Source organism: Ruegeria sp. ANG-R (assembly GCF_000813985.1).
Lineage (GTDB): Bacteria > Pseudomonadota > Alphaproteobacteria > Rhodobacterales > Rhodobacteraceae > Ruegeria.
The window spans coordinates 158,401-173,329 of the sequence record NZ_JWLJ01000003.1; the positions used below are offsets into that span (position 1 = coordinate 158,401).

The following is a 14,929-nucleotide window of genomic DNA, read 5'->3' on the forward strand; positions in this document are numbered from 1 at the left end:
CGCTCAGTGATCGGGTTCGCAGAACAGGCTATAGAGCAGTTCGATCACGTGCGCGGCCTTGCCGTCGTTCAGCGCGTAGTAGATTGTTTTGCCGTCGCGGCGGGTCTTCACGAAGCCCTCTTCGCGCAGTCGCGCCAGCATCTGGCTGACCGCTGCCTGCCGCATGTCCAGCAGGGCCTCCAGCTCTCCTACGGATCGCTCGCCAGCCCCCAGATGGCATAGGATCATCAGACGGCCTTCGTGGGCCAGCACCTTGAGAAAGGCGGCTGCCTGAGCCGCGTTTTCTTTCATATCCGCCGGAGTTTCTGCGGACAAAAGGCGAGAGTCGATGTCCTGAGCTGTCACGAAACAACCAATAAACAGTTTTGGGTTGGACCAATATGCCTCACCGGTCCGATGATTGTCACCCCTCGGTCGCGGGCGCGCCGCCCTGGAACGCGTTTCCGTTTGCATAATCGCAGGGGGCTTCCTGCATTTGCAGATGTAACCCGTCGCCATCGTAAGGGTTCGCGCGGGCAAGTTTTTCATCAACCTCGATACCAAGACCGGGTTCGGTCGGAGGCGTGACGAAGCCCTCCTCGACGCGGATGCTCCCCTTGATCAATCGATCGTGGAAAGGGGTCTCGATGCTCTCGAGCAACAGCAGGTTGGGGATCGAGGCGGCCAGATGGATGTTGGCGGCCCACTCAACCGGTCCCGCATAAAGATGGGGTGCCATCTGTGCATTGAAGACCTCTGCCATGGCCGCGACCTTCTTCATCTCCCATATGCCACCTGCCCGGCCAAGCGCGGGTTGAAGAATTTCGGCGGCCCCGGCACGCAAGACCGCGCCAAATTCGGCTTTGGTCGTCATTCTCTCACCCGTTGCGACGGGGATGCGGACGTTGCGCGCGACACGGGCCATATCCTCGATCATGTCCGGGGGCGTGGGTTCTTCGAACCACAGCGGTGCGTAGGGCTCCAGCGCTTGCCCCAGGCGTATGGCTCCGGCAGTGTTGAACTGACCGTGGGTGCCAAACAACAGGTCCGCCTTGTCGCCGACCGCTTCGCGGATGGCTTTGCAAAATGCAACTGACAGCGAGATATCGGACATCGCGGGCATGTGCCCGCCGCGGATTGTGTAAGGCCCTGCCGGATCGAATTTGACTGCTGTATAGCCGCGCCGGACCATCTCTGCTGCGCAGTCTGCGGCCTGTTCTGGCGAGGTCCAGAAATCGGTCAGGTCATGCTGAGGAAGGGGGTACAGATAGGTGTAGGCCCGAATTCGGTCGTTCATCCGGCCACCCAGCAAGGCATAAACAGGTCGGTCCCGATCTTTGCCGAGGATATCCCAACACGCGATCTCAAGCCCTGAAAATGCACCCATGACGGTCAGATCCGGGCGTTGCGTGAATCCACTAGAATATGCGCGGCGGAACATCAATTCGATATTCTCGGGGTTCTCCCCCAGCATATGACGTTCGAACACATCCCGGATCACATGTTTCATGGCGTCGGGACCCACGGATGACGCGTAACACTCCCCCCATCCGGTGACGCCCGTATCGGTGGTGACCTTGACCAGAATCCAATAACGTCCACCCCAGCCCGGGGCCGGAGGGGCGGTAACGATGATATCGAGGTCTTGCAGCCTCATGCGGCGCTCCCGCCGGAGCCTCGGTCTTCATCGAATATGATCACGTTGCGTTTGGCAGCACCGGTTTTGGTGTCTTCGATCGCCTCATTGATCTGCGACAACGTCCAACGACCCGAGATCAATTCATCCAGTTTCAGCCGCCCCTGTTCATAAAGGTCGATCATCCAAGGGATATCACGCTGGATAACCACATCTCCCATCTTCGACCCGATCATACCCTGGCCCAACGCGGCCAGCACGACGGGCTCGTAGCTGGACATGTCACCGGAATGAGGCATCCCGATCATGATCGCTTTGCCTCCCCGGCCAAGGTAACGTGGAGCCTGATCATAGGCTGGAATTGCACCCACGGTGATCAGAACCGCATCCGCGCCGCGCCCACCAAGCGCTTCATGCGCCGCCTTCCATGGCTGCTCGAGGCTGGCCAGAACGCCATGGGTCGCGCCGAATTCCTTTGCGATGTCCAGCTTGTCTTCGGACATGTCTACGGCGACGATGCGGCGTGCTCCGGCGATACGCGCGCCCTGAATGGCATTCAGTCCAACGCCCCCGGCACCGATCACAACGACATCCTGCCCCGGGCGCAGCTTGGCTGCGTTGACCGCTGCCCCCACGCCCGTGATCACACCGCAGGACAGCAGACTGGCAAGCTCTTTGGGCAGCGTTTCGGGAATGCGGACGATCTGACGGTGGCTGACCACGACCTTCTCGGCGAAGGCTCCGCACGCCATGGCTTGCTCAAGCGGACCGCCATCGGCAGTCCGCAGCGGCCCCTTGACCGTATCATAGGGCGTTTCGCAAACGGTTGGCTTGCCACCGGCGCAGGACGGGCAAGAGCCGCAGGCGCGGATCAAGGTGACCACAACGGGATCGCCAATCCTGAAATCTCCGGCACCGTCTCCAACTTTTGAAATCACCCCGGCCGCTTCGTGTCCGTAAACCGCGGGCAAGTGTCCACCCCACGCTCCGCTTGCGAACGAAATGTCCGAATGGCAGATCGCCACGGCGTCCAGCGTGACCTCAACCTCGCCCATTCCGGGGGGTGAAATCAGGATATCTTCGATGACCAGTGGTTCGCCGAAGGCCCGGCACACGGCTGCTTTGATGGATTGCATATCTTTCCCCGTTCCCTGTTGCGGTCACGGTGGCCCGTCGCAATCCAACCTGCAAGGCGAAATCCGCCACGGATATGTCGTTGTTATGCCAATGCCGGACGAGGGCGCAGAAAAAGCAACAGCCCGATCGTCATCAGAACGAATGCCAGCAAGAACGGAGCGCCCGGCAGATAGACCGGAGCATCCCGGCCTGCGAAATACGCAAACACGTTGGTCATGACCAGCGGCGCTATGATCATCGACAGAGCATGAAGCGACGTGAGGACACCCTGCAGCTCTCCTTGCTGGGAATCAGGTGTCGCGCGCGACATCATGGCCTGCAAGGCAGGGGTTACGACTGCCCCCAATGCGGTGACGGGGATCAGCATCAATGCGACCAGACCATTTGTCAGAAAACTCAGCAGCACGAAACTGACGATCTCGAATCCCATGCCCCAGATGATCGTGACTCTTTCGCCCAAATAGCGTGTGGCGGGACGGATCAAACCGCCCTGAACTGCGGCCATCCCGATCCCGTAGACAGCCAGCGAAAGGCCGATCATCTGCGGTGACCAGCCGAAACGTTCCAGAGTGAAATAGGACCAGATGGCCGGATAGACGTAGATCGAGATCGAATACAGGAAATAGACCCACAACAAGGGTCGGATACCGGGCAGGGAGGCGATTGCGCGCAACGATCCGGCAGGATTGGCGCGCCGCCAGTCGAAGGCACGGCGAGTCTTGTCGGTGATGGTTTCAGGCATGACCAACAGTCCTAGAAGGAAACCTAATGCCGACAGAATGGCGGCGGCCCAAAATGGCGCACGTGTTCCAAACTCACTCAGCAACCCGCCCATCAGCGGACCGAGGACGAAGCCCACCCCGAAGGCTGCGCCCAGAAGGCCGAAATTAGCAGCTTTTTCATGGGGTTTTGAAACATCCGCCATGAAGGCTGCGGCGGTGGAATGGGTCGCGGCAGTAACACCGCCGACAATCCGGCCCGCCAGCAGCAGCCAGATACTGCCAGCGATGGCCATCACCACATAATCCAGCGCCATGACAAAAAGAGAGATCAACAGGACCGTTCTTCGCCCATATGCGTCCGAGAGATTGCCCAAAACCGGTCCGAACAGGAATTGCATGGTCGCAAATGCGGTGCTCAGAATGCCGCCCCAGATCGCGGCCGAGGCAAGTGTGCCGCCCTGAACCTCGACGATCAGTTGCGGCATGATCGGCAGGACAAGTCCGATGCCCATCGCGTCGATCATCACTGTCCCGAGGACAAACAGAAATGGCAGGCGCATGAAGCCTCTGAGTTTGGCTGTATCCGGACCGTAGCGGCGGGTCCGATCGGTTGAAAGCAAAGACTTTGCAGCCTGCCTATATCCGCTGCGAGATCTGATGCATCAACCCGGCCAGGTGTTCGGGATGCGAGAAAAACGGCGAGTGAGAGCTGTCGATGGTCAGGTTCATACCGGGGCCAGCACAGCGGGCCATTTGTGCCTGGTACTCGGTCGGAACTGTGCGGTCATCGGTGGTTCGGATATACCCTTTTGGAACGCGTGCGAAATTCTCGCCGGTGTGCAGCGGGGTCGTTTGCGGCGCGATCGCCTGTGGACACAGGCGGCCGAACGCATAGGCCACAACTTCGCGCGGACAGTCGTGGTAGAACAGATCATGCACCCGGTCCGGCACCACGGTATACGACAATCCGTCGGCAGATTTCTCGACCGCATCACCGATCAACTGGCGTGGCGCGCGTTTACGCATCTCAACCATGGAAAGGCCGGATTGTGGGACATAGGCGCTTAGATAGATAAGGCCCTGCATGGCGTCCGGGTCAGCCTCGGCGGCGGCGCTGACGGGGTAGCCGCCCCACGAATGCCCGATGATGATTGTTTGCGGCGTTGAGGCTTTCAGAACCGCATCCCGACATGAATCGAGTGTTACATCCCGGATGGGCGTCGGATCTGAACCATGGCTGGGCATATCGATGGCCCGGGCCGTATGCCCGAACGTGGTCAGTTCCGGGATCAGGTCACGCCAGCACCAGGCGCCGTGGCATGACCCGTGTATAAGCAAGAAGTCCGCCAACCTATTACTCCTTCAAATATGTCCGACCTCGGTCAGGAAGCTGCCGAGCAGTTCGGCGTATTCCTGAGGGCGCTCTACGCAAGGCAGGTGACCTGCCTTGCGGATCAAAGCAAAGCGCGAGCCCGGGATCAGATCAACTGTCTCCCGTACCAGATCGGGTGGGGTCGAACCATCCTCGCTGCCTGCAATTCCAAGGGTCGGCAGGCGCAGCCCGCTGGTTGGAGTATAGAAATCCGTGCCCGAGATTGCAGCACAACAGCCGAGATAGCCCTCAACCGGTTGCCGGACCATCATGTTACGCCACAAGGTCATTTGGGGGCTGGCGCGGAAAGACTTCGAGAACCACCGCTCCATTGTAGCGTCTGCCAAAGCTTCGATCCCACCGGCGCGGACTGCCGCGATACGGTCTTGCCAGATTTTAGGTGTACCGATCTTGGCAGCTGTATTTGACAGAACCAGCGCGCGAATCTGGTCCATCCGTTTCACCGCCAAGCCTTGTGCGATCATGCCACCGACCGAAAGGCCCACGAACACGCAGTCTTTGACCTCCAGATAGTCCAGCAGTCGTTCAGCATCACGCACCAGATTTCCCATGGAATAGGGCGCAGGGGTTAGCGATGACAGTCCGTGCCCGCGTTTATCATACCTTATGATTCGCAAGCCCTTGGGAAGCAGAGGTAATATCGGGTCCCACAGGCGCATGTCCGTGCCGAGCGAGTTGGCAAACACAATGGGCGCGCCGCAGGCTTCACCGTCAATCCGGTAGTGTATCCCCAGGTCTGAGAGGTCAGCGATATGCATGTATAAATTCCCCGTCTGCTCAGGGTGTCGGCTGAAAGACTACAACCGGATTTTGCACCGGTCGTAACCGATTGTCAGGTCAGGAATTCCAACGCCTGTTCGAAGATTTGCGGGTCAACGTTGCCACCCGAGGCCACGACGATTACCGCATCCGCTTCGATCTGGTCCTTGCGAAACAGGGCTGAGGCGAGCGAGACCGCACCACCCGGTTCCAGCACGATTTTGAGGCGGAGAAAGGCGAGGGCCATGGCGTGCAAGGCTTCCTGTTCGGAGACCGCAAGGCCGGGTCCACAGAGCCGCTGCAGAATCGGAAAGGTAATTTGCCCCGGCTGTGGTGTCAGGATCGCGTCGCAGATATTGCCGGACGTGGCATCGTTGCTTTGGATTGCTCCTGTCGTCAGCGAGCGTTTCACATCTTCGAACCCTTCGGGTTCGCACGGTCGGGCGCGCAGGCCGGGCGCGTGACGTTCCAGCGCAAGCGCTATGCCGGATGTCAGCCCGCCGCCGCCGCAACAGATCAGAACATCCCCTTCGGTCACGCCCAACTGTCGCGCCTGTCGGGCCAGTTCCAGCCCCGCTGTCCCCTGGCCCGCGATGACCTGTGGCTCATCGTAGGGCCTGATGAGGGTCAACCCGCGTTGGGCGGCTAATGCTTCACCGATCTCTTCCCGGCTTTCGTTTGCGCGGTCATAAAGGACGACCTCGCTCCCCAGCGCGCGGGTGTTTTCAATTTTTAGCTTTGGCGCATCCGAAGGCATGACGATGACCGACGATATTCCGTGCTGCGCCGCTGCGTAAGCTACGCCCTGCGCGTGATTGCCCGAGGAATAGGCGATAACGCCCCGGCTGCGCGCCGTGTCGTCCAGCGCTGAGATCGCGGACCACGCGCCGCGAAACTTGAAGCTGCCGGTGTGTTGCAGGCATTCCGGCTTCACCAGCACCCGGCGGCCCGCGAGTTCGTCCAGAAAAGGCGATGATAGCAGCGGTGTCTCGCGTACATGACCTTTCAGTCGTTCAGCGGCGGCTTCGATCATGTCTATGCTGCTCATGTGGCGTCCAGTATCTTGTGAATCAGGTCAAGGGATTGCGGTTCGTTCAGAAAAGGAACATGACCCCGGTCAGGCACCCCGGCTGAGATCAATCCGGTGTGTCGGGCGTGCATGTCCTGCAGTGTAGCCGCGCTCAGCAGATCAGAGTTCGCACCCCGGATCACGCCGGTCGGGATATTGCGCAGCGCATCGAACAAAGGCCACAAGTCTGGCGCAGGAGAGATGGCGGCCTGTTCGATCAGCGCTTGCCGCAGGGCGGGATCATAGCGCAATTCCAGCCCGGTATCTGTCTGGATATACTGGAATTCGACCTGCTGTCTCCAGATGTGCTGAGGGACGCCGGGGAACTGAGGGGCCATCATCCGGTGCAGGGCCTCAGCGGCTTCGTCATAAGAGGCAGAGGCCGGACGGTTGCCGACATAGTTCATGATTTTGGCGATGCCTTCGGGTTCGATCACTGGCCCGACATCGTTTAGGATAACACCCGCCAGACGGTCAGGATGACCGGCGGCCAGAGCCATCGCAATCAGACCTCCGCGCGACGTGCCCAGCAGCGTCACCTTGCGCAGCCCCAGATGGTCCATAAGTTCGGTTACATCCTGCCCTTCGCGCAAAATGTTGTAGTTCAGATACTCCGCGTCGAAATCGGATTTCCCGCGCCCGCGATAGTCCATCGTGATCATCCGCAGATGGCGCATATGGGGTGCCAGAAACGAAAAATCGAGGCTGTTACGGGTCAGACCCGCCAGACAGAGCAGAGGCTGACCCGCGCCCGTATCCTCATAGTAAAGGCGCTTGTCGTCCGAGGTGGTGAAGAACGTCATCGAAGCCCTGCCAATTGCGGAATCGTTGTCAGGTCTGGCAGCACATGGGCAGGTTTCCACGGCAGACGGTCCATCGGCTCGGCCATGCGGTTCACCCAGGCGGTGACAAATCCATAACCGCTGGCGCCGGCTGCGTCCCAGCCGTTGGAACTGACGAACAGTACTTCATCCCGCGCGCACCCAAATCGTTTCTGCACCAGATCGTAGACGCTGGAATGGGGTTTGAAGACACCAACGCTTTCGACCGACAGGACATCGTCAAGTACATCTCCGATCCCTGCCGATTGAACTGCACCATCCAGCATCGGGGGTGATCCGTTGGACAGGATGGCGGTTTGCATCCCTCCGGCCTTCAGCGCGCTCAGCATCTCGGGGACTTCGGGATAGGCTTGAAGCTGCCAATAGAGATCCAGCAGACGCTGCCGAAGGGCGGAATCCCCTTGCAGACCAACCGCTTCCAGCGCCCAATCCAGCCCATCCTGGGTCACGTCCCAAAAGTCGCAATGCGCATCAGCCACGGCCCGCAGCCAGGTATATTGCAGCTGTTTCAGACGCCAGTGACCGGCCAGTTCCGGCCATTTCTCTGCCAAGGCTCCGAAACCCGGCTCGGCCGCGGCCTGCCGGGCGGCGGCCGCCACGTCAAACAGCGTGCCATACGCGTCGAATACACAAGTGGTGATAGCCATCCGGTCCTCCCTGATCGGGCGCAGGTAAGCACAACCGGTTCCAGGGTTAAAGAGGTCAGGGTTTACAATGCTGTGTCAGCCTCTAGGCTGCGCCGTTCATTTCTTTCCAGGCGCAGGGGCCATCATGACAGCAATCAAACAAGGCGACACGGTTCGCATCCACTACACCGGAACTCTGCTGGATGGCAAAGTCTTCGACAGCTCCGACGGGCGCGATCCGCTGGAGTTTGCGGTTGGGTCCGGTCAGATTATCAAGGGCCTTGATGCTGCGTTGCCGGGCATGGAGGTCGGTGAGAAGAAGCGCGTCGAGATCGATTGTGTTGACGCCTATGGTCCGATCAATCCGGGTATGCGCCAGCAGATTCCTCGCGAAGGTATCCCGGATGACATTCCGTTGGAGCCCGGCACACAGTTACAGATGCAAACACCCGATGGCCAAGCCTTACCCGTGACCGTTGTTGAGGCCGATGAGGCGACGGTGACCTTGGATGCAAATCATCCGCTGGCGGGGCAGGATCTGATCTTTGATATTGAAATCGTCTCGATCAACTGACGCGATCGGATCAAAGCCCAGGTATCTGTGACAACCAAGGCTCAACCGCGTCCCGCACGGGCGGTTGAGTCAGGAACACAAAGGCAATCAGAAGCGTAGTGAGGACGAGCATCAAAAGACGTACACGTCCACTTCCTGACTTGCGTTTGAAAGCTGGCGAGCGCGCGTTGCTCGCAAGGATCTGATCAAGTTTACTCATATCGTAATCCCTGCAGGGCAAAGATGGTCAAATCTTGGCGCCCGCAGGGAAAGATATGGTCACATGGCCTCGGGCTGAGGCATACCCAGAATGTGATACCCGCCGTCGACGCGGATGATCTCACCCGAGGTGTAGCTTCCCGCATCTGAAGCCAGATAAACGGCGGTGCCGCCGACAGCCTCCAGCGTTGCGTTCGAACGCATCGGCGCGTTCTGGTCGCAGAACTTGTAGGTCTTGCGCGCTCCGCCAATGGCCGCTCCGGCCAGTGTTTTCATCGGGCCGGGCGAGATGGCGTTGACGCGGATGCCGTCGGGCCCCAGATCGTTTGCCAGATAACGGGTCGCTGATTCCAGAGCCGCTTTGGCCACGCCCATGACATTGTAGTTCGGTACCACCTTGTTTGAGCCCTGATAGGTCAGGGTCAGAAGCGTGCCGCCATTGTCTTTCATCAGCGGATAAGCGCGGCGTGCGACCTCAATAAACGAATAGGCCGACACATCCATGGAATGCTTGAAATTGGCGCGGGTGGTATTCAGGAAACGGCCCGTCAGCTCGTTCTTGTCCGAATAAGCGATGGCGTGGACGACAAAGTCGATTGTCGGCCAGCGCTTGCCCAACTCACCAAACGCACGATCCAGGGATTCGTCATCGGTGACATCGGCATCGACCATGAAATCGCTGCCAAGGCTTTGGGCCAGCGGTTCCAGGCGCTTGCCAAAGGCCTCGCCCTGATAGGTGAATGCCAGTTCAGCGCCCGCTTCGTGCATGGCTTTGGCGATGCCCCACGCGATCGAGCGGTCATTTGCCACACCCATGATCAGGCCGCGTTTACCCTTGAGAATATCCGACATCTTGTTCACCCGTTATACTTCGACAGAACCATGGATCCATTGGTGCCGCCAAAGCCGAAGCTATTGGTCATCACGCTGTCCAAGCCTGCGTTTTCAACCACTTGAGTTGCAATTTCACCGGGCAGGATGCCGTCGGCAAGTGTGTCGACATTGATCGACGGAGTAATGAAATCATGTTCCAGCATGAGCAGGCAGAAGATCGCCTCAAGCGCACCTGCCGCGCCCTGCGCGTGACCGGTCATCGATTTGGTCGATGAAATCGGAGGTACGCTGCCTTCGCCAAAGATGCGGCGTACGGCTTCAACTTCTCCGACGTCGCCAACCGGGGTCGAGGTGCCGTGGGCGTTGATATAGCCAACCTTGCGACCTTCGGGCACGGTCGACAGCGCCAGACGCATCGCACGCTCGCCGCCTTCGCCGGATGGGGCCACCATGTCGTGCCCGTCCGATGTCGCGGCATACCCGGTGACTTCGGCATAAATCTTGGCACCACGGGCCAAGGCATGTTCGAGGTCTTCCAGTACCACGATGCCACCACCGCCCGAGATCACGAACCCGTCGCGGTTCTGGTCGAATGCGCGCGAGGCTTTATCGGGTGTGTCGTTGTACTTGGACGACATCGCACCCATCGCGTCGAACAGGCAAGACAGGGTCCAGTCCAGCTCTTCTCCGCCGCCCGCGAACATCACATCTTGCTTGCCCAGCATGATCTGTTCGGCTGCGTTGCCGATGCAGTGCAGCGAGGTCGAGCAGGCCGAGGTGATCGAATAGTTGATGCCCTTGATCTTGAACGCGGTCGCCAGGTTCGCCGAGATCGTTGAGCACATGCATTTTGGCACCGCAAACGGACCGATCCGCTTTGTCGCGCCGGTTTTCAGCACAGTTTGGTGCGCGGTCAGCATCGCGCTGGTCGAAGGTCCGCCCGAACCGGCGACCAGACCGGTGCGCGGATTGACAACCTGATCTTCGGTCAGGCCCGCATCAGTAATGGCCTGGCTCATGGCGATATGTGCATAAGCTGCACCCGGTCCCATGAAACGCAGTGTACGCTTGTCCACGTGCTCGGCCACATCGATTTTCAGCGATCCGGCGATCTGGCTGCGAAAGCCATGTTCGACCATCTGTTCGTTGGCCTCAATGCCGGATTTTCCTGCTTTGAGAGAGGCGAGCACCTCTTCGGCGTTGTTCCCGATCGAGGACACAACCCCCAGACCGGTGACGACTACTCGACGCATGTGCGTACTCCTTGTTGCGGCCGGTCAGGCTCAGGCGTCTGACAGAACGACCTTCATATCCTTGACGTCGTATATCAACTCGCCATCGGCTTCGACGATGCCATCTGCCACACCCATTGTCAGGCGGCGGGTCTGGATCGCCTTTTTGAAGTCAATCTTGTAGGTCAGCATCTTCCGGTCCGGGCGTACCATTCCGGTCAGCTTGACCTCGCCAACGCCAACCGCCATGCCGCGCCCCTGCCAGCCGCGCCAGCCCAGGTTGAACCCGGTCAGTTGCCACAATCCATCCAGTCCCAGACAGCCGGGCATGATCGGATTTCCGGGGAAATGGCAGTCAAAGAACCAAAGGTCAGGCGTGATATCAAACTCAGCAAGCACGTGACCTTTGCCGTGGGCACCGCCATCGCCCGAGATCTCGGTGATGCGGTCCATCATCAGCATCGGCGGAGCGGGCAACTGCGCGTTACCGGGGCCGAATAGCTCGCCACGGGCGCATTTCAGCAGATCGTCCTTGTCAAAGCTGCTCGGGAATTGGGCCATTCTGCCGCCTCTCCTGCCTGGGTCCGTTTGTTGCATCTGGCCTCGTCTATCACCCGTTTGCAAGGTCCTGCAAGACCGACGCGCCATATCATGTTGTGATGGCGATACTAATTGCGAATGAATTTCATTTGAAATTGCAGGTCAGGCGCACTTATATTAAAGGCAGCAAAACACAGGTATCGGATTCATGACACCTCAGAGCCGTAACATCGCTACAAATTGGTTGGTTGACGCAGGTTTGCGCCCCACGCGCCAAAGGGTTGCTTTGGCCGAATTGCTCGTGGGCGATGGGTTGCATCGTCATGTTACAGCTGAAAGTCTGTTTGAATCCGCCAAATCCAACGGCGACGCGGTTTCTCTGGCGACTGTCTACAACACCCTGCGCGCGTTTTGCGAGGCCGGGGTGCTGCAAGAGATCACGGTGGACGGGTCCAAAAGCTATTTCGACACCAATACGCATGACCACCCGCATTTCTTTTGGGAAGATGAAAGCCGACTGAGTGACGCGCCTTCTGAACAGTTGGTGATTAAGCAATTGCCGGAAGCGCCTGAAGGCGTCGAGATTGCATCGGTCGATGTGGTGATCCGCCTGCGTAAGAAGTAATCTACTTCTTCTTTAGCCCCTCAATAAGTACGCGTTCAGCCGTCGCGATGAGCGAGTCAGTCGGCCCGGTCCCATGACGCGCCAGCACGACCGATTCAGTCGCTTCAGGATCGGCTATGGGCAGATTGAGAAGGTCTACCAGATCATAGCTGTTCCCGCTCGCAGGGCTGGCGTAACTTATCCCCGCACCCTCACCGTGGGCGGCCAGGCTGCGTTGAATTTCCAGCGATTCCGCCCGGTGTGAGACTGTCGGGTTCAAACCTTTGCGCCTGAATAGCCCAAGCACATGCTGCGCCGACAACCCCTCTTTGGAAAGAATCAACGGATACTTTGCGAGGTCCGAAAGGGTCACCTGCCGGCACCCGGCCAGAGGATGATCAATGGAGAGCAGCGCGCGTGGAGTGCTGTCGAACAGCTTTGCGCACGAGAAACCAGCATCCATTCCCATATCGTAAGTCAGCGCGAAATCAAATCTGCCATCGATAAGACCGGAAATCAGTCCTTCGAACGTCTCAACCCCGTGTGTCAGAACAACATCGGGTAGGGCTTGTCTCAGGTGGTGAAGCGACTGCGCCAGAAGAAATGGTGCCAGATCAATGAAGCAACCCGGTCGCAGCCGACTCTCGCCCATCAGCGGTTGCTTGGAATCCTCAAGAAGTGCTGCTCGGTTTAAAAGGGCCTCTGCCTTTTCGATGAACCTGCGGCCTTGGGGGGTCAGCGCCATTGGGGCGCCCCGTCTTCGGGAAAAAAGCGGATATCCCAAATGCGATTCGACCCGGGTCAGCGCGTTGGACAGAGCCGGTTGCGAAACATTCAGGCGCTGCGACGCTGCGGACAGGCTGCCATGGCGGCCGATGGCGCAAACATATTCGTACTGGCGCAGTGTAATATATAACATGAAGTTAATACCTAGATCGAAAGATATGATTTGAACAGAGGCCCCATTCATGTGCAGATCGGTGGAGCAATCCGAGGAGACCGAAATGACTCACCCCCTTGTTACGCAGGCGATGATCGACGACTATCAGACAGACGGCGTTGTGCTGGTCAAAGGCCTGTTCGCCGACCATGTCGATGCCCTGCGGGCCGGAGTTGCCGCGAACATGGCAGAGCCCGGCCCTTATGCGTCAGAGAACAAGAAAGAAGGCGAGACTGGCCGCTTCTTCGATGATTACTGCAACTGGTCGCGCATCCCGCAGTTTCGCGAGGTGATCGAGGCGTCGCCTGCCGCCGAAGTCGCCGCAGACCTGATGCAATCGCAATCCGTGCAGATGTTCCACGACCATGTACTGGTGAAAGAGCCCGGAACCTCGATGGCCACGCCCTGGCATCAGGATGGCCCGTATTACTTTGTCGATGGTCAGCAGAATATCAGCTTCTGGTCGCCGCTTGATTCGGTGAAGCAGGCCACTCTGCGTTGCGTTGCCGGTTCGCACCGCTGGGACAAAGAAGTGCTGCCCACGCGCTGGGTTTCGGAAGAGGGGTTCTTTCCCGACGAAGGGCAGTACATGCCGATTCCCGACCCGGACGCCGAAGGGATGAAGGTGGTCGAGTTTGAGATGGAGCCCGGAGACGCCGTGGCCTTCAACTATCGCACGCTGCACGGAGCCCGAGGCAATACGTCCGATAGCCGCCGCCGGGCGTTCTCGCTGCGCCTGGTTGGTGACGATGCGCGTTACGTGGAACGTCCGGGCCGGACCTCTCCTCCGTTTCCCGGACATGATATGGTGCCGGGCCAACGGCTGCGCGAAGACTGGTTTCCGGTCCTGTTGCAGCGCTAGGGCCTAGAACCATTGGCCCGATTCGATCAGGCCCAGGTCCAGCAACTGGCGCGAATCCCATTCGAATGGAACCGAGTGGCTCCAGCAGAAGTCAGAGATATCGAACGTCGACCCGGCGTTCGTCTTCAGCGCTTTGGCCGCCCGGAAGGAACAAATCGCGGCGGTCAGGTTGTTGTGCCACGGGCAGGCATAGGTGTTGTACTCTGCTTCGCTGAACGTGTGATCCGGAAGCAGATTCAGATCGGGTTTTGCCTTGAACAGCGAAATCCGGTCGATACGGCGCCGCTCGTATGGGATGTGATCCTCAAATCGCCAGCGTAGGCCGCCGGACATTTCCAGCTGACGCTCTAACGGCTTGCCGGACGCGTCATGGCGGGTGTGGGCGTAGTATCCGGTCTTGTCCAGCATGGCGTGATCGGGGGCCACCCCGTTGGGAAAAGCCGTCAGATCGTTCGCATACAGGTCGATCACGTGGGTCAGCATCGACTTGCGGCGTTCTTCTGAATGGAAGGCGAGCAGTTCTCCGACCGTGCGGGTCTCGCAGAACGGATAGAACAGGTATTCGGCGTTGTAGCAGTAGTAGACCCAACTGCCCTGAGCGGCCTGAATGATCCGGTTGATGGCGTCAAAAACGACGGTTCTGGGCGCGCAGGTCATCGAGACGCGATGAATCCGTTCACCCAAAGCGCCGTCCAATGTGAATTCCTGCGGCAGAAACGCAATCACCGATTTGAACCCCAGCTTCAGGTGGTGGCGCAGCGTGCCTTCTAATTCGACATCATCCTCTGCGAAGATCAGTGCGATGGGCCCCGTGCTCAGGACCGCTCGCCCGGTTTTCAGAAGGTGATCGAGGGATTCGTACTGCATCGTTGGCTTCGTTTCCGCCTTGCTGGAAATTCCCGCCAAATTCGGGTAATTGCGCCAGCATTGCAAGCGGCGTTCGATACGTATAGACGACGCCGACCCAGCGACTGCAAAGGCC

Annotated in this window: 17 protein-coding genes; 3 read left to right on the forward strand and 14 right to left on the reverse strand. The window is 59.0% G+C overall.

Translation table 11 applies throughout. The features are described from left to right. Positions 1-3: 3 nt before the first annotated feature. The 9 genes from RA27_RS11110 to RA27_RS11150 form a co-directional block, all read right to left on the reverse strand. A complete protein-coding gene (locus RA27_RS11110; protein ID WP_039538583.1) occupies positions 4-291 on the reverse strand; it encodes a metalloregulator ArsR/SmtB family transcription factor in 288 nt (95 codons plus the stop codon). A 112-nt stretch (positions 292-403) separates the two neighbouring features. After that, positions 404-1,636: a mandelate racemase/muconate lactonizing enzyme family protein gene (locus RA27_RS11115; protein ID WP_039538586.1), complete on the reverse strand. Its 1,233-nt coding sequence runs from the start codon at positions 1,634-1,636 to the stop codon at positions 404-406. After that, complete coding sequence (locus tag RA27_RS11120) at positions 1,633-2,751, reverse strand: Zn-dependent alcohol dehydrogenase (RefSeq protein WP_039538589.1); 1,119 nt, start codon at positions 2,749-2,751, stop codon at positions 1,633-1,635. The genes RA27_RS11115 and RA27_RS11120 overlap by 4 nt, the downstream gene beginning before the upstream one ends. An 83-nt stretch (positions 2,752-2,834) precedes the next feature. Continuing rightward, entirely contained in the window at positions 2,835-4,034 is a 1,200-nt protein-coding gene (locus RA27_RS11125) for a tetracycline resistance MFS efflux pump (protein WP_039538591.1), read from the reverse strand. A 76-nt stretch (positions 4,035-4,110) separates the two neighbouring features. After that, positions 4,111-4,824 (reverse strand): alpha/beta fold hydrolase, encoded by a 714-nt coding sequence (locus tag RA27_RS11130; RefSeq protein WP_039538594.1) that lies wholly within the window; start codon positions 4,822-4,824, stop codon positions 4,111-4,113. Positions 4,825-4,836: 12 nt separating this feature from the next. Then, a complete protein-coding gene (gene pcaD / locus RA27_RS11135) occupies positions 4,837-5,625 on the reverse strand; it encodes a 3-oxoadipate enol-lactonase (protein WP_039538595.1) in 789 nt (262 codons plus the stop codon). 74 nt (positions 5,626-5,699) lie between these two features. Beyond that, positions 5,700-6,674 carry a threonine/serine dehydratase gene (locus tag RA27_RS11140; RefSeq protein WP_039538598.1) on the reverse strand — a complete coding sequence of 325 codons (975 nt, stop codon included), beginning with the start codon at positions 6,672-6,674 and terminating at the stop codon, positions 5,700-5,702. After that, complete coding sequence (locus RA27_RS11145; protein ID WP_039538601.1) at positions 6,671-7,498, reverse strand: alpha/beta hydrolase; 828 nt, start codon at positions 7,496-7,498, stop codon at positions 6,671-6,673. The genes RA27_RS11140 and RA27_RS11145 overlap by 4 nt, the downstream gene beginning before the upstream one ends. Beyond that, positions 7,495-8,184: a haloacid dehalogenase type II gene (locus RA27_RS11150; RefSeq protein WP_039538605.1), complete on the reverse strand. Its 690-nt coding sequence runs from the start codon at positions 8,182-8,184 to the stop codon at positions 7,495-7,497. The genes RA27_RS11145 and RA27_RS11150 overlap by 4 nt, the downstream gene beginning before the upstream one ends. 124 nt (positions 8,185-8,308) lie before the next feature. Here RA27_RS11150 and RA27_RS11155 point away from each other — a divergent pair, with 124 nt between their 5' ends. Further along, complete coding sequence (locus RA27_RS11155) at positions 8,309-8,737, forward strand: peptidylprolyl isomerase (RefSeq protein ID WP_039538608.1); 429 nt, start codon at positions 8,309-8,311, stop codon at positions 8,735-8,737. Positions 8,738-8,995: 258 nt separating this feature from the next. Here the strand turns inward: RA27_RS11155 and RA27_RS11160 are convergent, their stop codons facing one another. The 3 genes from RA27_RS11160 to fabA are packed head-to-tail and all read right to left on the reverse strand — an operon-like array spanning position 8,996 to position 11,562. After that, positions 8,996-9,787 (reverse strand): enoyl-ACP reductase, encoded by a 792-nt coding sequence (locus RA27_RS11160; protein ID WP_039538611.1) that lies wholly within the window; start codon positions 9,785-9,787, stop codon positions 8,996-8,998. Between the two features lie 5 nt (positions 9,788-9,792). Continuing rightward, complete coding sequence (gene fabB / locus RA27_RS11165) at positions 9,793-11,022, reverse strand: beta-ketoacyl-ACP synthase I (protein WP_039538615.1); 1,230 nt, start codon at positions 11,020-11,022, stop codon at positions 9,793-9,795. 30 nt (positions 11,023-11,052) lie between these two features. Then, on the reverse strand, positions 11,053-11,562 hold the full coding sequence (gene fabA, locus RA27_RS11170) for a bifunctional 3-hydroxydecanoyl-ACP dehydratase/trans-2-decenoyl-ACP isomerase (RefSeq protein ID WP_039538618.1): 510 nt from the start codon (positions 11,560-11,562) through the stop codon (positions 11,053-11,055). A 187-nt stretch (positions 11,563-11,749) separates the two neighbouring features. Here fabA and irrA point away from each other — a divergent pair, with 187 nt between their 5' ends. Further along, positions 11,750-12,166, forward strand: coding sequence for an iron response transcriptional regulator IrrA (irrA, locus tag RA27_RS11175; protein ID WP_039538621.1), 417 nt, complete (start codon positions 11,750-11,752; stop codon positions 12,164-12,166). Between the two features lies 1 nt (position 12,167). Here irrA and RA27_RS11180 read toward each other — a convergent pair whose 3' ends face one another. After that, positions 12,168-13,064, reverse strand: a complete 897-nt coding sequence (locus RA27_RS11180) for a LysR family transcriptional regulator (RefSeq protein WP_039538624.1) — start codon at positions 13,062-13,064, stop codon at positions 12,168-12,170. Positions 13,065-13,149: 85 nt separating this feature from the next. On the opposite strand from RA27_RS11180, the gene RA27_RS11185 reads away from it, so the two are divergent. After that, the gene (locus RA27_RS11185; RefSeq protein ID WP_039539052.1) at positions 13,150-13,947 is read left to right on the forward strand and encodes a phytanoyl-CoA dioxygenase family protein; all 798 of its coding nucleotides are present in this window, start codon (positions 13,150-13,152) and stop codon (positions 13,945-13,947) included. A gap of 3 nt (positions 13,948-13,950) precedes the next feature. Here the strand turns inward: RA27_RS11185 and RA27_RS11190 are convergent, their stop codons facing one another. After that, positions 13,951-14,814, reverse strand: coding sequence for a hypothetical protein (locus RA27_RS11190; RefSeq protein ID WP_039538626.1), 864 nt, complete (start codon positions 14,812-14,814; stop codon positions 13,951-13,953). Positions 14,815-14,929 lie beyond the last annotated feature (115 nt).